We start from the raw sequence: 19349 nt of genomic DNA, 5'->3' as shown, positions 1-19349 counted from the left end.
CTCAGAAAACCGGGAGCGGCAGTTGGCGAATGGCATTCAGGCCACCGACACGGGCGAGGTACTCCGCTTCCCCGCAGTTGACGTAGCGCTCCATGTAGGCCTGCCAACCGTCCGATTCGGCGGCCGAGGCGTTGTAGGCCTTGAAATGGGCAATATCGAAGCCGTAGAGCGGTGCACAGGAGGATGGATGGGCTCCGCCCGGCAAATGCACCACGGCACTGGTGCGGTTGCGTTCCCAGAACACCTGGCGGGCGCGCATCGGGTCTTCGTGGAACCAGCCGCTGTCCACGAGTTCGTCGCAGCTCACGTAGGCCTTCTCGGCGGCGCGCACGAAGAGGTCGTCCATGTAGTGGTCGGGACCGGCGATCTGGCAGACGCCACGCGCGTCGGCGCGGTCGACGTGGATCAGGGCGGCATCCAGCTTCAGCGCCGGCATGGCGACCCAGTCACGGCTGTCGTCGTAGGGCGAGCTCACGAGTTTCAGCTCCGGGTTCAGGCGCAGCACATCGGTGCCCAGGCCTACGGCCGTCGGGATGAAAGGCACATTCATGGCTGCGGCCTTGAGGCCGAGCAGAAGCATGCCTTCGTCGATTTCCATCACGTCCACTGCGCCTTCCTGGCGAGCCTTGCGGAAGTAGGGTTCCAGGGGGATGAAATCGAGCGAGACGAAGGCGTAGACGAGCTTGCGGACCTTGCCGGCGGCGCAGAGCATGCCGACATCGGCGCCGCCGTAGGCGACCACCGTGAGGTCTTTGAGGTCAGAGCGCAGTATCTCGCGTACCAGGGCCATGGGCTTGCGCCGCGGGCCCCAGCCGCCGATACCGATAGTCATGCCATCGCGCAGCTGGCCGACGATGTCGGTGGCGGTCATACGTTTGTCCATGGGGAGGCTCCTTATTGACGACCGACGCTGAAGTCATGGCCCCAGTGGCTGACCACGGTGCTCTCGAAGGGGGTGTGGCGGTCCCAGTCCATGACCTTGCCGCCGCAGCCGTACTCCAGGTCGAAGCCGCCGGGGGTCTGCATGTAGAAGCTGGTCATGTCGTCGTTGGTATGGCGGCCGAGGGTGGCGGACAGCTTCACGCCGCTGGCATGCATGCGGTCCAGCGCGCGACCGACGTCGTCCAGTTCGCCGACTTCCACCATCAGGTGCACACAACCCGAAGGAATCGGGCACTCGAACAACGCCAGGGAGTGGTGGCGGCCGTTGTTGCAGTGGAGGAAGTGGATGCGCTTCTCCGGCTCGGCCGGGTCAGGAGTGAATCGCACCTTCATCAGGTCGGACAGCCCAAAGCCCATCACCCGCTCGTAGAAGTCCAGGCAACGATCGAAGGCCGGGGCCGGCAGCACCGCATGGCCCATGCCCAGGTCGCTGGTAATGAAACCGGAGACGCCGGCCGGGGAAACGAAGGGGGCGAAGTCTTGCAGCGGCCCCCAGAACAGTTCGTGACGGTTGCCATCCGGATCGGCGAAGCGTGCCAGCTCCTGGACCTTACGGCTGATGGCGTCGGCGGCGCTGCCGCGCTGGACCTCGACGTCAGCCTGTTGCAGTTCAACGATCGCCTGCTCGAAGGCGGCCTTGCCGGCCACTTCCCACCCACAGGCGCCATAGCCGTCACGGTCGGCACGCTCCACCAGGATGCGGTAGGGGCGCTCGTCCATCTTCAGGTAGAGCCGCTCGTCGGATCCGGCATCCACCATCATGCCGAGCACGCCGGTGGCGTAATCGCGCCAGCGCTTCAGGTCTGTCGAGGCTACGGTGACGTAACCCAGGCCACGGATATCCATGCGGTTCTCCTCATTGTCGTTATCGCCGCGCATGCAGGGCGCGGGCTCTATGAGGAGGGATTTAATCGGCAGGCCCAGAGGTGAGCATCGTCCGTTGGGACTAGCGCGAAAGGCGCGTGGGACGGGGCTTCGGCGTTTGCGGGAAGGCCGTTCAAGGGAGTCCAGCGGGGAATTTCGCCATGGCCCTGAATCCGCCTCGACAAAGCAATTCAAGAGTTGGGCCAGACTGCAAGAAATTTTAATCAAGTATGTTTCTGAAGTGTTTCCCTGAAACAAGACAGAAACACCCGCCCTACATGTTTTTACAAACCACAATACAGTGCTTTACATACCTAAAAAGTGATCACATCAACCGGAATAATCCATGCCAATCAGCCAGTTATAAAACTACCGATCATCTTTAATTTCGCCACTTGTCTGGCAATTAAAAATAGCACTGGCGCTCTTTTTCAATATTATTAATATCCGGCTTCGGGGGAATATCCGGGGGTTTACGAGGAATGAACAATGAAATCCGCTATTACCACCACTGCCTTGTCCAGCCTGCTGTTTTCCGTTGTCGCGTTCACTTCGTTACAGGCATCCAGTGCGTCTCTTCAACCAGCAGGCCAGCAACCGCTGCTGATGCTGGCGGAAGGCGGCGGTGATCGCCTCCTGCAATACCGGGAGATGCAGGCGCAACGCGTGCAGACGGCCGATGACGAAAGCGAGCGTTTCGCCCAGTTGGTCGAGGACAAGCCAACGGCGGCCGGCTCAGGGATCGCCAGGGAAACGGCAGAATCGGCCACGAAACCCGCAACCCACTATCAATCACGCCACCACCCGCAGCGTGTGGACTACGAGTACTGATCTGCAGTAGTGCCCCTCTCCTGGCGCGTCCCGCCCCGCGCCAGGAGGGGAACTGCACGGCCAATCGCCAACGACTTCGCTTCCACAACTAACACTTTCCCCATTGATGGAAAAATCTGGTGGGAATTTCCCACTGCAAGGACATCGGCCGGCGCAGTAATTTAGCCAGCGGATCATTCACAGGGGACGGCGATGGACTCACTCACCCAGGCGGTGCTCGGCGCTACCCTCCAGGGCGCACTGCTCGGTCGCTGGCAAGGACGCAAGGCACTGCTCTACGGCGCGCTGCTCGGCACCCTGCCGGACCTGGACGTGGTGATCCGCTACACCGACGCCGTGGAGGCGATGACCTACCACCGCGGCTTCAGTCATTCGATCTTCGTGCTCAGCGCCCTGGCGGTATTGCTGACCTTGCTGGTTCGACGATGGCGGCCGAATCCGGCTTATTCGACGCAACGCCTGTTTCTCACCCTCTGGCTGGTGCTGGCCACGCATCCCTTGCTGGACAGCTTCACCAGCTACGGTACCCAGTTGTTCTGGCCGCTGATGACGCCACCTATTGCCTGGTCAAGCATCTTCATCATCGATCCGCTCTACACACTGCCCCTGCTGGCGACGGTGTTCGGCGGACTACTGTTCGGCCTGCGCAACCGTGCGCCGCGCGTGCCCGTAGCAGCCCTGGCGCTGTCCAGCCTGTACCTGCTCTCCAGCCTTGGCGGCAAGTTCATGGCCGAACAACGGGTGGCCGAGGTGCTGGAGCGCGAAGGCATTCGACCGCAGGCGATCTTCAGTACGCCAACGCCCTTCAACACGCTGCTCTGGCGGGTGATCGTGCTTGACGGCGAGGACTACCACGAAGCCCTGGTGAGCTGGTTCGACCGCAATCCGCCCCGGCTCGAACGCATCCCCCGTGGCACCGAACTGGCGCGACGCCTGCGGGATTCGCCGCAGCACCTGCGCCTGGCCTGGTTCACCCACGGCATCCTGCGCTACGACCAGATCGACCAGGTGCTGGTCGTCACTGACCTGCGCCTGGGCATGACGGGCTTCCATCCCTTCCGCTTCATCCTCGCCGAACAGCGGGACGGCCGCTGGCAGCCGGTTGCCCAGGCGCGCCGCTGGCCCACGGACCGGGGCGACCTGGAGCGTCTGCAGGTGCTCTGGCAACGTGTCTGGCATCAGGATCAGGCGGTACCGTTATCCACTTGGGCTAGCCTGCTGCAGCGCTAGACGACAACGGCTCTCGACGCATCACGCAAACAGGCCGATTGGCAGTGGCTCATCCCAACTGCGCTATTGCAGAAAGACGAACCCCGGCGCTTGGCCGGGGTTCTTGTATTGCAGCGGAATAATCAACCCGCCTCGTAACCGGCGACCTTGCCAGCCTGGACCTTGCCATTCTGCTTCAGTCGGTAGCAGCCCCACATCACCAGCAGCCAGACCGGGATGGCGTACACCGACACCTGGATGCCCGGGATCATCAGCATGATGACGAGGATGAACAGCACGAAGGCCAGGCACAGGTAGTTGCCCATGGGGTACCACAGGGCGCGGAAGCCGGTGCGGACGCCGTCCTTGTCCATGCGCTGGCGGAACTTGAGGTGGGAGTAGCTGATCATCGCCCAGTTGATCACCAGGGCGGCCACTACCAGGGACATCAGCAGTTCCAGCGCATTGTGCGGTACCACGTAGTTGACGATGACGGCCAGGAAGGTCACCAGGGCCGACACCAGCAAGGCGCGCACCGGTACGCCGCGCTTGTCCACCTTGGCCAGGGAACGCGGGGCATCGCCCTGCTCGGCCAAGCCCAGCAGCATACGGCCGTTGCAGTAGGTGCCGCTGTTGTAAACCGACAGCGCGGCGGTGAGCACCACGAAGTTCAGCAGGTGAGCGGCAGTGTCGCTGCCGATCAGCGCGAAGATCTTCACGAAGGGGCTGCCGCTGTAGGGGTCGCCAGCGCTGTTGATGGAAGCCAGCAGCGCATCCCAGGGACTCAGGGACAGCAGCACGACCAGGGCGCCTACATAGAAGATCAGTATGCGGTAGATGACCTGGTTGATTGCCTTCGGGATCACCTGCTTGGGTTTGTCGGCCTCGGCGGCGGTGAAGCCGAGCATCTCCAGGCCACCGAAGGAGAACATGATGAAGGCCATGGCCATCACCAGCCCGCTGACGCCATTGGGGAAGAAGCCGCCATGTTCCCAGAGGTTGCTGACTGCCGCCTGCTCACCGCCGGAGCCGCTGAACAACAGCCAGCAGCCAAGGATGATCATGCCGACGATGGCAACCACTTTGATCATGGCGAACCAGAATTCAGCCTCGCCGAAGAGTTTCACGTTGGCCAGGTTGATGGCGTTCACCACCAGGAAGAACACCGCAGCCGTAGCCCAGGTGGGTACTTCCGGCCACCAGAAATGGATGTACTTGCCCACCGCGGTGAGCTCGCTCATGCCCACCAGCGTGTAGAGCACCCAGCAGTTCCAGCCGGAGAGGAAGCCGGCGAAGCCGCCCCAGTACTTGTGCGCGAAGTGGCTGAAGGACCCGGCGACCGGTTCTTCGACGATCATTTCGCCGAGCTGGCGCATGATCAGGAAGGCGATGAAACCGCAGATGGCATAGCCGAGGATCATCGAGGGGCCGGCGGACTTGAGGACCCCGGCCGAACCGAGGAAGAGGCCGGTGCCGATGGCGCCGCCGAGGGCGATCAACTGGATGTGGCGATTCTTCAGGCCGCGTTGCAGCTCGCCTGAGTGTTGCATGTCACTCATTGCGTCACCTTTTGTTGTTGTCGTGACGGGATTTCACCCGCCGGGCTTGTGGCCCAGCGGAAGTTTGCAAGGCGTGTAAACCTCATTGCGCGTCTGGCTGTACCTCCGGAGCAGCATTCCTGAATGCCTCGAGGACTTCGCAGCGCGCAGCGATATCGAGGATGCGCGGATAGGCCGACAGGTCACAGTCGAATCGGCGCGCGTTGTAGATCTGGGGAACCAGGCAGGCTTCCAGATAACCCGGACGGCTACCCAGGGAGAGCTTGCCGCCAAAGGCTTGCAGGCCCTTTTCCACAGCGGAGAAGCCGAGGGCTACCCAGTGGCGGTACCAAGCGTCCTTGGCTTCATCGGCTACGCCCAGTTCGGCTTTGAGGTACTGCAGCACCCGCAGGTTGTTCAGAGGGTGCACGTCACAGGCGATGTGCAGGGCCAGGGAACGCACCAGGGCACGCTGGGCCGGGTCGGCTGGCAGCAGGGCGGGTACGGGAAAGACTTCTTCGAGGTACTCGAGGATGGCCAGGGACTGGGCGATGCGGATTTCGCCACCGGCATTGCCCGAGTCCACCAGCAGCGGCAACAGGCCCTGGGGATTGAGCTCGCGGTAGGCGCTCTGGTGCTGTTGGCCGCCATCCTTGACCAGGTGAACCGGCTCCTGGCGATAGGCCAGGCCCTTGAGGTTGAGAGCGATGCGGACGCGGTACGCAGCGCTGGAGCGCCAGTAGCCGTAGAGGGTGAGTTCGGTATTCATGGCGTCGGGCCGATTTCTTGTTTGCGTCATCTCACTCTGGCAGCGCTTGGCGAGCAAGGTGTGGAATCCGGCAGAGCGAGGCGCTGGACGGTCGATCCGGAAAGTTTTCCTTACGCCCACGACGGCGTGGTGGCTGCGCCTGCCAGGCGCTCCACCTGCGTAAGGTTTTTGTGACAAGGCGTTCAGCCAGGCTGCCAGGCGCCAGCCCTGCGGGCCGACCGGCGGCCATTTGCAAGGGCTCTGGCCTGTGCCATATGACAGCAATGCGCCACTAGCTGAAGGACGCCGCACAATGCCGCACATGGACGAGCTCTACGACAGCCTGGTCAACCTTTGCTACGAGTGCGTGCTCGACAGGGACGCCTGGCGGCCGATGCTCGAACAGTTGGCGGCGGCTAGCGGCCACCAGATGGGTGCCCTGCTCTTCCTCGACCAGCGGCAGCAGCGGCCGCAGGTCACCGCTATCAATCTCTGCGACCCGGCGAGCGTGGATGCCTACAACAGCTATTACCACCAGTACGATCCGGCCAAGGAAGTGCTGGTTCCGCGCCCCGTAGGCAGTTGGTACCACGATCGGGAAGACCTGGGCTTGCAGCGTATCCGCCGCGATCCGTACTACCAGGAGTTCCACCTGCCCTTCGGCATGAACAGCATTTCCTGCATCAAGCTGCACGAACAGGCGAACACCGGCATCTATTTGTCGTTGCTGACCGCGGTGGGCGCCAGCTTCCCCGAACAGGAGCAGCGCAACCTGCTCACACGCCTTAGCCCTCACTTGCTGCGGGCGGCGCGGATGTCCAACCGCCTGCAGACGCTGGAGCTCGAAGTGGCCCATCGCGAGCTGCTGCTGGAACGCCATCCGGCACCGGTCTGGCTCCTCGATGCCGAAGGACGCGTGCTGTTCTGCAACCACCAGGCGGAACTGCGCCTGGGCCAGCTGGAATTCGCCCTGCTGGGTCGCCAGGGCCGGCTGCAGGGCAAGACACTGGATGGCCGCCTGCAGGCGTTGATCCGCCAGGCTGCCGGCCACGGCGGGAGACGCCGCGCCGGCTGGCTGCCGCTGGACAGCGAACCGCCGACCCAGTTGTTGGTAACTCCGGTACCCGATGCGTCTGCGCTGGCCGCACGGCACAGCGGGTCCCTGGTGCTGCTGGCGCTGCTGGAGAACCAACCGCGCAGCCAGTTGTTGGCCGACCTCTTCCAACTCAGCCCGGCAGAATTGCGCCTGGCCGAACTCCTCACGCAAGGCCTGGCGCCGGAAGCCTGCGCCGAACGCCTGAACGTATCGATCAACACCGTTCGCACCCAGTTGCGCGCCCTTTTCCGCAAGACAGAAACGGAGCGCCAGGCTGAACTGGCGACCCTGTTTGCCCGCTTGCAGGGGCTCTGATTCGCGTTATTGCGCTTAATTTAAAGCGCGATTTCATCTATCTGAATGATTGCAGGCAGATAGCCATCAACTAAGGTTCTACTCGGAGTGAGCGTCTGCCTTTATCCCGCGTGTCGGGTCAAGGAATCCACGTCTGGCCAGAGGAGGTGGCATGTGGAAGAGATCAGTGATCCGGAAGAACTGAGCAGAAGCATTCAAGAACAACAGCAACTCCATGAAGAACTGGTGCACATCAAGGCCGAACGTGAACGGCTTAGATTCGACAAACCCGCGCCCCCCAGCGAAGCGGAACCACCGCCGAGCAATATCGTGCAGTTCCCCTGCAGACAAGTCGCCAGCCCTAGTCTGCGCTGCGGAAACGCCCTGTTGCTGGACTATCTCTACGGAGTGGAGTCCGACGGCCTGCGCGACTTGCCTGAGGAGCGCACTCGCCAGCTATTCGACTTCGCCACCAGCGCGCAGGCAGCGCGTGCGCTGCGTTGCCGACGACGCATGCTGGCCCGCGCCCTGGACGAAACCTGCCAGCGAGCTGGAGCGAAAGCGCGTCTGCTCTGCATCGCCGGTGGTCACTTCCGCGAAGCGGAACTGGCCCACGAACTGCGCCACGGGCGCTTCGGCGAAATGTTGGTGTTCGATGACGATGCAGCGCGACTGGAGGTCGTACGCCGGAGCTACGGTGCGCTGGGCGTGCATACCCGCCTGGGTAACCTTGAGCAGTTGCTGTCCGGCGAATGCGCATTCGAGGGCTACGACCTGGTGTACTCGTCCGGGGTCACCGAACTGCTGGACGACCGTCGCTGCGAGCGCCTGGTCCATCGCCTGTTCCAGGCCGTGAGCCCAGGGGGGCGGCTACTGTTGGCCAACTTCCGCCCCGAGGTCAAAGGCATCGCCTTCCTCGAAGGGTTGCTGGACTGCAGACCACGCTATCGCCACGACGCCCAGATGCTCAGCTTGCTGGACGGCGTCGACTACAACCAGATCGCGTCTGCACGCGTGTTCCACGATATCGGCCAGCGCATCGTGTTCCTCGAAGCGGTGAAGTACGGCTGAGTGAGCTCTTGTAGGGGCGAATTCATTCGCCAAGGGCGGCGCAGCTGCCCCATTCGGCCTCGCAGGGCAGACCTTCGGCCTGCGAGGCGAATAAATTCGCCCCTACATCCGGTCGTAAGTCAACCCTGCTGCAGGTGCCCGTAGAGCTTGGCGTAAAGGCCACCTTCGGCAATCAACTGTTGGTGGTCGCCGTCTTCGGCGATATGGCCACCGTCGAATACCAGTACCCGGTCGGCCTGCTTAACCGCTGACAGGCGGTGGGCGATGATCAGGGTGGTACGACCGTTGAGGAACGTGCTGAGCGCCTGGTGCAGGGCGTATTCGGTGGCGGCGTCCAGGGCGGAGGTGGCTTCGTCGAGGACCACTACCTTGGGTTCGGCCAGCACCATGCGAGCGATGGCCAGGCGTTGGCGCTGGCCGCCGGACAGGCGCACACCGGAACGCCCGACCACGCTGTCCAGTCCCTGCGGCAGGCTACGAATGGTTTCGGCCAGTTGGGCGATTTCCAGGGCGCGCCAGCAGGCGTCATCGCTGCGCTCGCGGCCCATGGTCAGGTTCGCGCGCACGCTGTCGTTGAACAGCGCCGGATGCTGCAGCACCACTGCGACGTTGTCGCGCACCTCAGCCAGGCCGATCTCCTCCAGCCGGCAGCCACCAAAACGGATCTGCCCAGCCTGGGGTTGGTAGAGACCCAGCAGCAGTTGCACCAGGGTGCTCTTGCCACCGCCACTGGCTCCGACTATGGCGACTTTCTCGCCGGGCGCGATGGACAGGTTGAGGCCATCGAGCACCGGCTCATCGGAATAAGCAAAACGCAGGCCCTTGACCTCGATGCCCACGGTCTCGCGCCCTTTGAAAGGATCGGCGCTGGGCGCGTAATGGGGCTCGTCGGCGCGGGCCAGCAGTTCATTGATACGAGCGACGGCAGCGCCGGCGGAATAGTAGGAGTACTGCAGGCCCAGTAGCTGTTCAACCGGGCCGATCATGAACCAGAGGTAGCTGAACACCGCCAGCATCTGGCCAATGGAGAGATCGGAGAAGAGCACCGTGAGCATCGCCGCGGCACGGAAGAAGTCGATGCCGAACTGGAACAGCAGGCCGCTGGTTCGCCCTGCCGCATCGCTCTTCCACTGGGAGGCGACGGCGTAATCGCGGACTTCCTGGGCGCGCAGGCTGAGACGGCCGAAGAAGAAGCCCTGGCGGTTGCTGGTGCGCACTTCCTGGATAGCTTCCAGGGTTTCCGTCAGTGCCTGGGTGAAGCGCGCGGTGCTGTCGTTCTCCAGCTTCTTCAGGTGTTTGACGCGCTTGCCCAACTGCACGGTGGCGTAGATCACCAACGGGTTGAACAGCAGGATCAACAGGGCCAGTTGCCAGTGCATCCAGACCAGGATGGCGGCCGTGCCGGTAAGGGTGAGCACGGCCACCAGGAAGCGGCTGAGGGTTTCGCCGACGAACTTGTCCAGGGTGTCCAGGTCGGTCACCAGATGGGCGGTGACGGTACCTCCCCCGAGGCTCTCGTATTCGCCGAGGGAGATGCGTTTGAGGCGCTCGATCAGGCGGGTACGGACGCGGTAGACGATGTCCTTGGCCAGCCGCGCGAAGAGGCGCGCCTGCAGCACGTTGAAGACCAGGGCCATGCCTCGCAGCAGCAGGGTCACGACCAGCATCAGGCCGATGTAGCCGACTGCATTCTCCCAGGGCTCGGGCAGGAAATTGTCCATGAAGCGCAACGCTGCGTCGCCCTGTTGCAGTAGCACTTCGTCAACCAGCAGGGGGAGCAGCAGCGGAATGGGCACGCTGCAGAGGGTGGCCAGCACGGCGACGAAGTTGGCCAACCAGAGGGCTTTCTTGTGGCGCAAGGCCAGACGACGGATTTCCGCCCAGCTCAAGCGATCAGGCATGAGCACCTCGCTCCAGCCAGCGCCCCAGCAAGGGCGCCAGTTCGTCGAGCGGCTGGTAGCCATTGGTCAGCAGCGCCAGTTGGCCGTTACGTTCGGCCAGCAGGGTCGGGAAACCGGCGATGCCGAGGTCCTGTACCCAGGTGAAATCGGCGACGGTCGCCTCATGGCTGGAGGCGGCGTCGAAGCCTTGCGCAAACTCGATACGCGGAATCCCGGCCTGTTCGGCCAGCGCCACCAGGGTGGACGCCTGGGTCACGTCGCGCCCCTCGGCATAGAAGGCATGCTGGATCAGTTTGACCAGCGGCCAGGCCAGCTCAGGAGCCAAGCTGCGCGCGACCACCAGGGCCCGGCAGGCCGGTTCGGTGTCGTAGACGAAGCCCTCGGGCAGCGCGCCCTCGAAGCGGAACGGTTGTCCGGTGGCCTGGTTGACCGCCTGCCAGTGCTCGAGGATGTAGCGCTTGGTGTGCGCGTCCAGCGCGGCACCCTGGCCGGTACGCAGGCCGCCAGCCACCAGGTGCAGCGGCACGTCAGCTGCCGCCGCCTGCCCGGCGAGGGCCTGCACCACGGGGGCGAACCCCCAGCACCAGGAGCACATGGGGTCCATCACATAGAGCAGGCGGGCGTTGGACAAGCTCAATCCTCCAGGGCTTGGCGCGGGTCGCGACCGATCGGGTGAGGCAGGTTGCGGGCCTTGGCCAGTTCGATCTGCTTCTGCCGCTCGATGGCACTGGCACGTGTCTTCTCGCTCAAGCTGTCCCAACAGTGCGGGCAACTGATGCCAGGCGAGTAGTGCTCCGACTGGCGGTCTTCCACGGATATCGGATTACGGCAGGCGTGGCACTGGTCGAAATCCCCTTCCGAGAGATCGTGGCGCACGGTGACGCGGTTGTCGAAGACGAAGCAGTCGCCGCGCCAGAGGGTTTCGCCCTGGGGCACTTCCTCCAGGTACTTGAGGATGCCGCCCTTGAGGTGGAAAACCTCCTCGAAGCCCTGGTTGAGCATGTAGCTGGAGGCTTTTTCGCAACGGATGCCACCGGTGCAGAACATGGCCACCTTCTTGTGCACCGCCGGGTCGTAGTGGGCCTTGATGTAGTCGGGGAAATCGCGGAAGGATTTCGTCTTCGGATCGACCGCGCCTTCGAAGGTACCAATGGCCACTTCGTAGTCGTTGCGCGTGTCGATCAGCAGGACTTCAGGGTCACTGATCAGGGCGTTCCAGTCCTGGGGGTCGACGTAGGTGCCAACCTTCTGGTTGGGGTCCACGCCGGGTACGCCAAGGGTGACGATCTCCTTCTTCAGCTTGACCTTGGTGCGGTAGAAGGGCTGATCCGTGCAGTAGGACTCCTTGTGGTCCAGGTCCACCAGGCGCGGGTCGATCCTGAGCCAGGCAAGCAGCGCGTCGATGGCTTCACGGGTACCTGAGACGGTGCCATTGATGCCTTCCTCGGCCAGCAGCAGGGTGCCTTTGACGCCGTTGTCCAGCATGGTCTTGAGCAGGGGTTCGCGCAGCGCAACGTAGTCCTTCAGGGTGACGAACTTGTACAGCGCCGCAACAACGATCTGGGTCATGCGGTGACTTCCTCCAGTGGTCGCCCACGCAAAGGGCGGACCGGGTGACAGAAACGACTGCGCCGGCTGGGCCGGCGCGGTGCGAAGTCTATCAAAAAGCCGCCAGCCACTGGCTGCGTGAATTGGTCTCAGGCGCCCAACGGACATCGGGACGCCCGGGCCAGGCGCTTAATGATCCAGCTTGCTGCCACCCCGGCAGGTCGGCGAATCCGGCGCCGCGCCCTGTGCTGCCCACTCCTCCGGGGTGTAGGTATGCAGGGCCAGGGCATGGAACTGTCCCATCAGCTCACCCAGGCTGGCGTAGACCTTTTGGTGGCGCTTGACGGCGTTCAGTCCGGCGAACACCGGGCTGACGATCACCGCCTTGTAGTGGGTTTCCTGGCCGCGGCTATGCATGTGGCTCTCGTCCAGCACGTCGAGGTACTGGGGAGCGAGCGCTTCCAGGGCGGTCAGGATACGGTCGCGCATGGACATCGGTTGACTCCGCTTACTGCTGCTTTTTCTTGTCCTGGGGGGCCAGCTCGCTGGTCATGTCGCTGAGCAGCTTGTTGACCTCGGGTACGGCGGTTTCCAGGCGGCTCTGGGTCAGCTGGGCGGATTGCTGGGTCAGGGCCGGCATCTTTTCCAGCACTTTCTTGCCCAGGGGCGACTCGTAGAAGGCGATCAGTTCCTTCAGCTCACTCTCGCTGAAGTTGCTGGTGTAGATCTTCACCAGCTCAGGCTTCAGCTTGTCCCAGCCGACGGCCTTGTCCAGGGCGGTGTTGGCCTTGGCCTGGTAGCTCTCCAGGGTGGCCTTCTTGCTGGCCGGCGCCTGGGTCTGCTGGAAACGCTGCTCGAACATCTGCTGCACCTGGGCGTAGACCGGAACGGTCAGCTTGTCGGCGCGAGCGAGCTTGAGGAAGCGCTCGGCATCGGCGGCATGGCTGGCGGCATCGGCCAGAACCTGGCCACTGGCGCACGCCAGCAGTACGGCGGTGCAGAGAATGCGAAGCTTCGTCATTGGGAATCCTTGTCTGGGCACGAATGAGGGGGGCTGCCCCGGGGCTGGTCATTCTGCGCTCAAGCGGATATCGGGCTCAAGCGGCGAAAAATTCGACAACCTCGGGGCGAAAATGTGCGACGCCGCACTTCACGAAACTGTTGTCAAAACGCCATCACTTGCTCATGCTTCCGCCCAATGGGCATCCTTTGAGGGCTTGGAAACCAGCAGTGCCTGTTGACGTAATTTCCGATGAGGACGCAACCGGTTTCCACTAGGCCTGTACGAAAAATCACCGAGCGCAGGCTGATCTTGTACAGAGTCTGAAATGCCCAGGCTTCGCACACACATGGACGTGCCCGATGAATAGCCACATATCCACCCTGCCGCCGGGAATCCCCGAGCTCTGCGATGCGCGCGGCATGCTTGCGCCCGGCGCTGTCGGCTGGTCCAACCGGCCACGGTTGAACTGCGCAATACCCGGCCACTTCGGCCGCCGCAAGCGCTGGAACCACTGGTGCATTACCACTCCGCGCTGGATGCTCTCGCTGACCCTCGCGGACCTCGACTACCTGGGCTACGGCGCGGCCTACTTTCTCGATCTCGACAGCGGCCAGGCCGTCGCCCATACCCAGCTGCGACCCTTCGCCCTCGGCTGCCGGCTACCGGACACACCCCTGCAAAGCCATTGCTTCGACCACCCTCGTCTGCTGATCCGCGTGGATGAACATCCCGGCCGACTGAGCATGCGGGTAGAGGCACCTGACCTCGGCGGCCAGCCGCTGCAGGCCGCCCTGGACGTTCTGCGCCCCGCCCACCTGGATTCGGTGAACCTGGTGGCCCCCCTCCCCGGCCGCTGCTTCCATGCCAGCAGCCGCCAGCTTGGCCTGCCCGCCAGCGGCAGCGTGCAACTGGGCGAACGCCAGTACCCATGCATCACCGGCCACAGTTTTGCGGCGCTGGACTTCGGCCGTGGTGTCTGGCCCTTCCACAGCCACTGGACCCGCGCCGCGTTTGCCGCGCCCGGAGGCATCGCCGGCAATTTCGGCGCCGGCTGGACCGATTCCAGCGGCCTCACCGAGAACGCCCTGTGGTTCGGCGGCCGCCTGTCCAAGCTCGATCGCCCGGTGCAGATCGTGCAAGCGACGAGCAATCTGCTGGCCCCCTGGCAGCTGTCCACCGCGTGTCGCCGGGTGGAGCTCACCTTTACCCCGCGCCAGCTGCACCAGGCCTGCCCGCGCCTGGGACCGCTCTATGCCAATACGCGCCAATGGTTCGGCCGCTTCGACGGCGTGCTGCGCAGTCCGGATGGTGAATGCGTGCCGGTGACCAACGCCCTTGGCTGGCTGGGGGCCACGCACGCACGCTGGTAATTGCCCGAACGGTTGAACCGAGTGCCGGAGATAGGGCCTAAACTGCGGAATCAATAGCCGGAGCCAACCCACATGAGCCGCACAGAAACCGACAGCCTGGGGCCAGTCGAAGTCGCCGATGAAGCCTATTGGGGCGCCCAGACCCAGCGTTCGCTGGAGAATTTCGCCATTGGCGGCGAACGCATGCCGCTGGCGGTCGTGCATGCCCTGGCGCTGATCAAGAAGGCCGCGGCACGGGTCAACGGCCGCGACGGTGATCTACCGCCGGATGTCGCCCGCCTGATCGAACAGGCCGCCGACGAAGTCCTGGCCGGCAAGCATGACGACCAGTTTCCCTTGGTGGTCTGGCAGACCGGCAGCGGCACCCAGAGCAACATGAACGTCAACGAGGTGATCGCCGGCCGTGGCAACGAACTGGCCACCGGCCAGCGTGGCGGCAAGAGTCCGGTCCACCCGAACGATCACGTGAACTTCGCCCAGAGTTCCAACGACTGCTTCCCCACCGCGATGCACATCGCCATTGCCAAGGCGGTGCAGCACGAACTGCTGCCGGCCATCGCCGAGCTCTCCGGCGGCCTGGCCGAACAATCGGCGCGACACGCCCACCTGGTGAAGACCGGCCGCACCCACATGATGGACGCCACTCCCATCACGTTCGGTCAGGAGCTATCCGCCTTCGTCGCCCAACTCGACTACGCCGAGAAGTCCATCCGTGCAGCCTTGCCGATGGTGCTACAGCTGGCCCAGGGCGGCACAGCCGTAGGTACCGGCCTCAATGCGCCTCACGGATTCGCCGACGCCATGGCCGCCGAACTGGCGGCGCTGTCCGGGCTGCATTTCGTCTCGGCATCGAACAAGTTCGCCGCTCTGGCCGGCCACGAGCCGCTGGTGAACCTCTCCGGCGCCCTCAAGACCCTCGCCGTGGCCCTGATGAAGATCGCCAACGACATGCGTCTGCTGGGCTCCGGCCCCCGTGGCGGCCTGGCCGAGGTACGCCTGCCGGCCAATGAACCGGGCAGCTCGATCATGCCCGGCAAGGTCAACCCCACCCAGTGCGAGGCGCTGTCGATGCTGGCCTGCCAGGTCATGGGTAACGACGCCACCATCGGTTTCGCCGCCAGCCAGGGGCATCTGCAGCTGAACGTGTTCAAGCCGGTCATCGTGCACAACGTCCTGCAGTCCATTCGACTGCTCGGCGATGGCTGCCGCAACTTCCAGCAGCACTGCGTGGCCGGCATGGAGCCGGACGCCGCGCGCATGGCCGAACACCTGGAACGTGGCCTGATGCTGGTCACCGCCCTCAACCCGCACATCGGCTACGACAAGGCCGCGCAGATCGCCAAGAAGGCCTATGCCGAAGGCACCACCCTGCGCGCAGCAGCCCTGGCCCTGGGTTACCTGACTGAAGAACAGTTCGACGCCTGGGTCCGGCCGGAAAGCATGCTGGAGGCCGGACACCATGGCTGATGCGGTCAAGCACGGCGCCACGCCGCTGGAAGGCGATGGCAAACGCATCCTGTTGATTCTCGGCACGCCCAAGGGCGGCAGCCTGTGCCACGCCCTCGGCGACGCCTTTGCCCAGGGCGCGCGCAGTGAAGGCCACGTGGTGCGCCTGCTGAAGCTGGGGGAGATGCAGTTCGACCCGGTACTGCGCCAAGGTTACGACCAGAGCCAGAACCTGGAGCCCGACTTGCTTGAAGCCCAGCGGCAGATCCACTGGGCCGAGCACCTGGTGTTCGTCTATCCGGTCTGGTGGGGCGGTTTGCCCGCGCTGCTCAAGGGCTTTTTCGACCGGGTCTTCCTGCCCGGCTTCGCCTTCCGCTATCGCGGTCAGTCCCATGCCTGGGACAAGTTGCTGACCGGACGCACGGCGGACCTGCTGGTGACCCTGGACACTCCACCTTGGTACTTCCGCTGGATCTACGGCGCCCCGGCACACCGGCAGATGGTACGCACCATCCTCGGTTTCTGCGGCATCAAGACCCGTCGCCTGACCGAGTTCTCCCCGGTGCGCCCTTCCTCCGAGGAACAGCGCCAGACCTGGCTGCGCAAGGCCGAGCTGCTCGGCACCCGCTGCTGACCCGCTTTTGTAGGAAGGGTGGAGCGGAGCGATACCCATCAATTGGAGCCCCAGGGTGGACCACGCTTCACCGGTCCACCGGCCTAGCGCCGCTGGTGGATGGAAAAGCGCCATCCACCCTTGGAGCTACGAGGTTGGCATGGAATTTCCTAGAGGCCTGCCACTGGGCCTCACAACCTAAACCGGGTCGCTCGCCTCCGTCCTGCCGCGCGCCCGCCAGCTGCGTATCAGCGACGGGGCCAATGCGGTCAAGGCCGAACCCAGCACGACGAACACCGCACCCGCGTAGGCGATCCAGTTGATTTCTTCCGGCTGCACATGGTCCGGCCAGAGCGACGCGCAAGCGGCAACGCTGGCGAAGGTCACCAGCGGGGTAATGGCCAAGGTGGCACTGACCCGCGAAGCTTCCCAGTGGGCCAGGGCTTCGGCGAAGGCGCCGTAGGCCACCAGGGTGTTCAGGCAGCAGGCCAGTAGCAGCCAACCCTGCAGTGGACTCAGGTTGAACAGCTCCATGGGGTGCGCCCAGGGCGTCAGCAAGGCGGCGCAACCGAGGTAGATCACCATCATCACTTGGGCCGAGCTCCAGTGGCTCAGCAGTTGCTTCTGCGCCAGGCCGTAGAAGGTCCAGACGAAGGCTGACAACAAGATCACCAGCACGCCCAGGGTGTACTGGCTCATGGAGGTGAGCAGTTCTTCCAGGCGCTGGTTGAAGAACAGGCCGAAGCCAAGCACCGTCACCACCAGGCCGAAAGCCTGCCCCAGGCTGAAGCTCTCCTTGAAAATGAACAGGCTGCTCAGCAAAAAGAGAATGGGCGCCACCTGGATCACCAATTGGGTGGTGCCGGGACTGAGCATCTTCAGGCCGATCAGGTAGAACACATAGTTTCCGGTCAGGCCACCCACCGCCAGGACCAGCAACCAGCGGCCACGCGAGCCCAGCGGGCGGAAAGCCGGCAGGCGGCGGTTGGCGCCCAGGTAGAGGAACAACAGCGAGCCTGCAACGATCAGGCGGTACCAGGTGACAGTCACCGGGTCCATGGTCTGCAGGACTTCCTTCAGCCAGATGGGTAGCACGCCCCATAGCACAGCCGTGACCAGGGCGAGGAACAGGCCATAAACCCAACGGCCAGAGGAGATATGCATGGGAACCTCAGCAAACAAGCCCGACATTTGGCAGCGGGCAGAAAGGAACGGCCATTCTAGAAGTGCCCGGTCCCAGGGCACAGGAACAGTTTCGACCCTGTCGGCGGCACAACTGTACCTGTCGCAACCGCCAGCCGCCCGTCGAGCCCCAGCGCAGGCGCTCCAGTGCTGATTAGACTGAAATAGCCAACGATTGACGGAGGTGGTCCGATGTTCGGTCGACGTGCGTGCGACGTTGCGTCAGGCACCCACTACCGCAGTGAGCGTGTCAGCGCCGTGAACGGTCAGTACTTCTTTTCCACCCGAGAGGGGACCCTGGAGGGACCCTTTTTCACCCGGATTGATGCGGAGCGGGAGATCGCGCTTTACATTCGCCGCATTGAACAATCCAACGCCATACTGGCGCTTCGGGGCCGATGAGCATCCCCCGGAAAGAAAGAACCCGCGCCTGGCGCGGGTTTTTCTTGCCCCGGCAAGCGATGACTCAGCGGTAGGCCTCGAACAGGCCAGTGGCGCCCATGCCGCCGCCGACGCACATGGTGACGATGCCGAAGCGCTTGTCACGGCGCTGCAGTTCGCGCACCAGGTGGCCGACCTGACGCGAGCCGGTCATGCCGAAGGGGTGGCCGATGGAGATGGAGCCGCCGTTGACGTTGTACTTCTCGTTGTCGATACCCAGCCGATCACGGGCGTAGAGGCACTGGGAGGCGAAGGCTTCGTTGAGTTCCCACAGATCGATGTCGTCCACGGTCAGGCCCTTGGCCTTGAGCAGCTTCGGCACCGAGAACACCGGGCCGATGCCCATCTCGTCCGGTTCGCAACCGGCAACGGCAAAGCCACGGAAGAACGCCTTGGGTTTCAGGCCCAGCTCCAGCGCCTTGTCCAAGCTCATCAGCAGGGTCATGGAGGCGCCGTCAGAAAGCTGCGAGGAGTTGCCGGCGGTGACCGAACCGTCCTCGGAGAACACCGGCTTCAGGGAAGCCAGGCCTTCCAGGGTGGTATCGGCGCGGTTGCAGTCGTCGCGGTCGACCACGCCATCCAGGATGCTCCTCTCGCCGGTGGCCTTGTCTTCCACGAAATACTTCACGCTCATCGGCACGATTTCGTCGTCGAACAGGCCGGACGCCTGCGCACGGGCCGTGCGCTGCTGGCTCTGCAGGGCGTAGAGGTCCTGGGCGTCACGGCTGACGTTATAGCGGCGAGCGACGATCTCGGCGGTCTGTCCCATGGGGAAGTAGATGCCGGGGTGTTCGAGCTTCAGGCGCGGATTGACGAAATTGTCCTGGTTGATGCTCTTCAGGGTCAGGGTGATGGACTCGACGCCGCCGGCCACCATGACATCGCTGCAACCGGAGGCGATCTGGTTGGCGGCGATGGCAATGGCCTGCAGGCCGGAGGAGCAATAGCGGTTGAGGGTCATGCCGGCGACGCCGGTGCCCAGGCCCGAGAGCACCGCCACATTGCGGCCGATATTATGGCCCTGGGCGCCCTCGTTGGAGCCGGCACCGACCACGCAGTCGTCCACCAGCGCCGGGGCGAGGTCGTTGCGCGCCAGCAGTGCGTTCACGCAGTGGGCCGCCATGTCGTCCGGCCGGGTCATGTTGAACTTGCCGCGGAAGGACTTGGCCAGGCCAGTTCGCACGCTGTCGACGATCACCACTTCACGCATGACGCACCTCGTTCTTGTTGGGATGGAAAGTGGGGCGAGCAT

General features: G+C 63.8%; 19 protein-coding genes. 8 read left to right on the top strand and 11 right to left on the bottom strand.

The window, feature by feature from the left end; translation table 11 throughout:
* Window position 1: 1 nt before the first annotated feature.
* Both AAHM40_RS12750 and AAHM40_RS12745 read right to left on the bottom strand, forming a co-directional pair.
* Window positions 2-883: a CoA transferase subunit A gene (locus AAHM40_RS12750; protein ID WP_028628163.1), complete on the bottom strand. Its 882-nt coding sequence runs from the start codon at window positions 881-883 to the stop codon at window positions 2-4.
* 11 nt (window positions 884-894) lie between these two features.
* Window positions 895-1788 carry a VOC family protein gene (locus AAHM40_RS12745; RefSeq protein ID WP_342244967.1) on the bottom strand — a complete coding sequence of 298 codons (894 nt, stop codon included), beginning with the start codon at window positions 1786-1788 and terminating at the stop codon, window positions 895-897.
* A 507-nt stretch (window positions 1789-2295) separates the two neighbouring features.
* Between AAHM40_RS12745 and AAHM40_RS12740 the strand changes: the two genes are divergently transcribed.
* Entirely contained in the window at window positions 2296-2637 is a 342-nt protein-coding gene (locus AAHM40_RS12740; RefSeq protein ID WP_342244966.1) for a hypothetical protein, read from the top strand.
* A gap of 192 nt (window positions 2638-2829) precedes the next feature.
* Window positions 2830-3867, top strand: a complete 1038-nt coding sequence (locus AAHM40_RS12735; protein ID WP_342244965.1) for a metal-dependent hydrolase — start codon at window positions 2830-2832, stop codon at window positions 3865-3867.
* Window positions 3868-3989: 122 nt separating this feature from the next.
* On the opposite strand, the gene AAHM40_RS12730 is transcribed toward AAHM40_RS12735, so the two are convergent.
* Together AAHM40_RS12730 and maiA are read right to left on the bottom strand one after the other, a co-directional pair.
* Window positions 3990-5405, bottom strand: coding sequence for an amino acid permease (locus tag AAHM40_RS12730; RefSeq protein ID WP_342244964.1), 1416 nt, complete (start codon window positions 5403-5405; stop codon window positions 3990-3992).
* Window positions 5406-5487: 82 nt separating this feature from the next.
* Window positions 5488-6153 (bottom strand): maleylacetoacetate isomerase, encoded by a 666-nt coding sequence (gene maiA, locus AAHM40_RS12725; protein WP_342244963.1) that lies wholly within the window; start codon window positions 6151-6153, stop codon window positions 5488-5490.
* A gap of 292 nt (window positions 6154-6445) precedes the next feature.
* Here maiA and AAHM40_RS12720 point away from each other — a divergent pair, with 292 nt between their 5' ends.
* Together AAHM40_RS12720 and AAHM40_RS12715 are read left to right on the top strand one after the other, a co-directional pair.
* The gene (locus AAHM40_RS12720) at window positions 6446-7543 is read left to right on the top strand and encodes a helix-turn-helix transcriptional regulator (protein ID WP_342244962.1); all 1098 of its coding nucleotides are present in this window, start codon (window positions 6446-6448) and stop codon (window positions 7541-7543) included.
* 153 nt (window positions 7544-7696) lie between these two features.
* Window positions 7697-8593 (top strand): class I SAM-dependent methyltransferase, encoded by an 897-nt coding sequence (locus AAHM40_RS12715; RefSeq protein ID WP_342244961.1) that lies wholly within the window; start codon window positions 7697-7699, stop codon window positions 8591-8593.
* Between the two features lie 119 nt (window positions 8594-8712).
* Here the strand turns inward: AAHM40_RS12715 and AAHM40_RS12710 are convergent, their stop codons facing one another.
* The 5 genes from AAHM40_RS12710 to AAHM40_RS12690 form a co-directional block, all read right to left on the bottom strand.
* Entirely contained in the window at window positions 8713-10494 is a 1782-nt protein-coding gene (locus tag AAHM40_RS12710) for an ABC transporter ATP-binding protein (RefSeq protein ID WP_342244960.1), read from the bottom strand.
* The gene (locus AAHM40_RS12705) at window positions 10487-11089 is read right to left on the bottom strand and encodes a DsbA family protein (RefSeq protein WP_342245016.1); all 603 of its coding nucleotides are present in this window, start codon (window positions 11087-11089) and stop codon (window positions 10487-10489) included. Before AAHM40_RS12705 ends, AAHM40_RS12710 begins: the two co-directional genes overlap by 8 nt.
* A gap of 38 nt (window positions 11090-11127) precedes the next feature.
* Window positions 11128-12063: an oxygen-dependent tRNA uridine(34) hydroxylase TrhO gene (trhO, locus tag AAHM40_RS12700; RefSeq protein ID WP_280286228.1), complete on the bottom strand. Its 936-nt coding sequence runs from the start codon at window positions 12061-12063 to the stop codon at window positions 11128-11130.
* 168 nt (window positions 12064-12231) lie between these two features.
* Entirely contained in the window at window positions 12232-12537 is a 306-nt protein-coding gene (locus AAHM40_RS12695) for a BolA family protein (protein WP_342244959.1), read from the bottom strand.
* A 13-nt stretch (window positions 12538-12550) separates the two neighbouring features.
* Window positions 12551-13063 (bottom strand): DUF2059 domain-containing protein, encoded by a 513-nt coding sequence (locus AAHM40_RS12690; RefSeq protein ID WP_280286230.1) that lies wholly within the window; start codon window positions 13061-13063, stop codon window positions 12551-12553.
* Between the two features lie 341 nt (window positions 13064-13404).
* Here AAHM40_RS12690 and AAHM40_RS12685 point away from each other — a divergent pair, with 341 nt between their 5' ends.
* The 3 genes from AAHM40_RS12685 to AAHM40_RS12675 all read left to right on the top strand — a co-directional run bounded on the left by AAHM40_RS12685 (window position 13405) and on the right by AAHM40_RS12675 (window position 16495).
* Window positions 13405-14415, top strand: coding sequence for a DUF2804 domain-containing protein (locus AAHM40_RS12685; RefSeq protein ID WP_342244958.1), 1011 nt, complete (start codon window positions 13405-13407; stop codon window positions 14413-14415).
* A 72-nt stretch (window positions 14416-14487) separates the two neighbouring features.
* Complete coding sequence (locus AAHM40_RS12680) at window positions 14488-15882, top strand: class II fumarate hydratase (protein ID WP_342244957.1); 1395 nt, start codon at window positions 14488-14490, stop codon at window positions 15880-15882.
* Complete coding sequence (locus tag AAHM40_RS12675) at window positions 15875-16495, top strand: NAD(P)H-dependent oxidoreductase (protein ID WP_342244956.1); 621 nt, start codon at window positions 15875-15877, stop codon at window positions 16493-16495. The genes AAHM40_RS12680 and AAHM40_RS12675 overlap by 8 nt, the downstream gene beginning before the upstream one ends.
* Before the next feature lie 177 nt (window positions 16496-16672).
* Here the strand turns inward: AAHM40_RS12675 and AAHM40_RS12670 are convergent, their stop codons facing one another.
* Window positions 16673-17638 (bottom strand): DMT family transporter, encoded by a 966-nt coding sequence (locus tag AAHM40_RS12670; protein ID WP_342244955.1) that lies wholly within the window; start codon window positions 17636-17638, stop codon window positions 16673-16675.
* Window positions 17639-17848: 210 nt separating this feature from the next.
* Between AAHM40_RS12670 and AAHM40_RS12665 the strand changes: the two genes are divergently transcribed.
* The gene (locus AAHM40_RS12665; protein ID WP_342244954.1) at window positions 17849-18058 is read left to right on the top strand and encodes a DUF6316 family protein; all 210 of its coding nucleotides are present in this window, start codon (window positions 17849-17851) and stop codon (window positions 18056-18058) included.
* Between the two features lie 64 nt (window positions 18059-18122).
* Here AAHM40_RS12665 and AAHM40_RS12660 read toward each other — a convergent pair whose 3' ends face one another.
* Window positions 18123-19307, bottom strand: coding sequence for a thiolase family protein (locus tag AAHM40_RS12660; protein ID WP_342244953.1), 1185 nt, complete (start codon window positions 19305-19307; stop codon window positions 18123-18125).
* Between the last annotated feature and the right edge of the window lie 42 nt (window positions 19308-19349).

The sequence above is a fragment of the Pseudomonas sp. OTU5201 genome (assembly GCF_038440135.1).
GTDB lineage: Bacteria > Pseudomonadota > Gammaproteobacteria > Pseudomonadales > Pseudomonadaceae > Metapseudomonas > Metapseudomonas resinovorans.
Note: the sequence above shows the minus strand (reverse complement) of the source record. Positions and strands in the feature narration are given on the sequence as shown.

Bases quoted from the DNA above. Each gene is read 5' to 3' on its own strand.
- AAHM40_RS12750 (WP_028628163.1), bottom strand. From the start codon at position 883: ATGGACAAACGTATGACCGCCACCGACATCGTCGGCCAGCTGCGCGAT.
- AAHM40_RS12745 (WP_342244967.1), bottom strand. From the start codon at position 1,788: ATGGATATCCGTGGCCTGGGTTACGTCACCGTAGCCTCGACAGACCTG.
- AAHM40_RS12740 (WP_342244966.1), top strand. From the start codon at position 2,296: ATGAAATCCGCTATTACCACCACTGCCTTGTCCAGCCTGCTGTTTTCC.
- AAHM40_RS12735 (WP_342244965.1), top strand. From the start codon at position 2,830: ATGGACTCACTCACCCAGGCGGTGCTCGGCGCTACCCTCCAGGGCGCA.
- AAHM40_RS12730 (WP_342244964.1), bottom strand. From the start codon at position 5,405: ATGAGTGACATGCAACACTCAGGCGAGCTGCAACGCGGCCTGAAGAAT.
- maiA (WP_342244963.1), bottom strand. From the start codon at position 6,153: ATGAATACCGAACTCACCCTCTACGGCTACTGGCGCTCCAGCGCTGCG.
- AAHM40_RS12720 (WP_342244962.1), top strand. From the start codon at position 6,446: ATGCCGCACATGGACGAGCTCTACGACAGCCTGGTCAACCTTTGCTAC.
- AAHM40_RS12710 (WP_342244960.1), bottom strand. From the start codon at position 10,494: ATGCCTGATCGCTTGAGCTGGGCGGAAATCCGTCGTCTGGCCTTGCGC.
- AAHM40_RS12705 (WP_342245016.1), bottom strand. From the start codon at position 11,089: ATGTGCTCCTGGTGCTGGGGGTTCGCCCCCGTGGTGCAGGCCCTCGCC.
- trhO (WP_280286228.1), bottom strand. From the start codon at position 12,063: ATGACCCAGATCGTTGTTGCGGCGCTGTACAAGTTCGTCACCCTGAAG.
- AAHM40_RS12695 (WP_342244959.1), bottom strand. From the start codon at position 12,537: ATGTCCATGCGCGACCGTATCCTGACCGCCCTGGAAGCGCTCGCTCCC.
- AAHM40_RS12690 (WP_280286230.1), bottom strand. From the start codon at position 13,063: ATGACGAAGCTTCGCATTCTCTGCACCGCCGTACTGCTGGCGTGCGCC.
- AAHM40_RS12685 (WP_342244958.1), top strand. From the start codon at position 13,405: ATGAATAGCCACATATCCACCCTGCCGCCGGGAATCCCCGAGCTCTGC.
- AAHM40_RS12680 (WP_342244957.1), top strand. From the start codon at position 14,488: ATGAGCCGCACAGAAACCGACAGCCTGGGGCCAGTCGAAGTCGCCGAT.
- AAHM40_RS12675 (WP_342244956.1), top strand. From the start codon at position 15,875: ATGGCTGATGCGGTCAAGCACGGCGCCACGCCGCTGGAAGGCGATGGC.
- AAHM40_RS12670 (WP_342244955.1), bottom strand. From the start codon at position 17,638: ATGCATATCTCCTCTGGCCGTTGGGTTTATGGCCTGTTCCTCGCCCTG.
- AAHM40_RS12665 (WP_342244954.1), top strand. From the start codon at position 17,849: ATGTTCGGTCGACGTGCGTGCGACGTTGCGTCAGGCACCCACTACCGC.
- AAHM40_RS12660 (WP_342244953.1), bottom strand. From the start codon at position 19,307: ATGCGTGAAGTGGTGATCGTCGACAGCGTGCGAACTGGCCTGGCCAAG.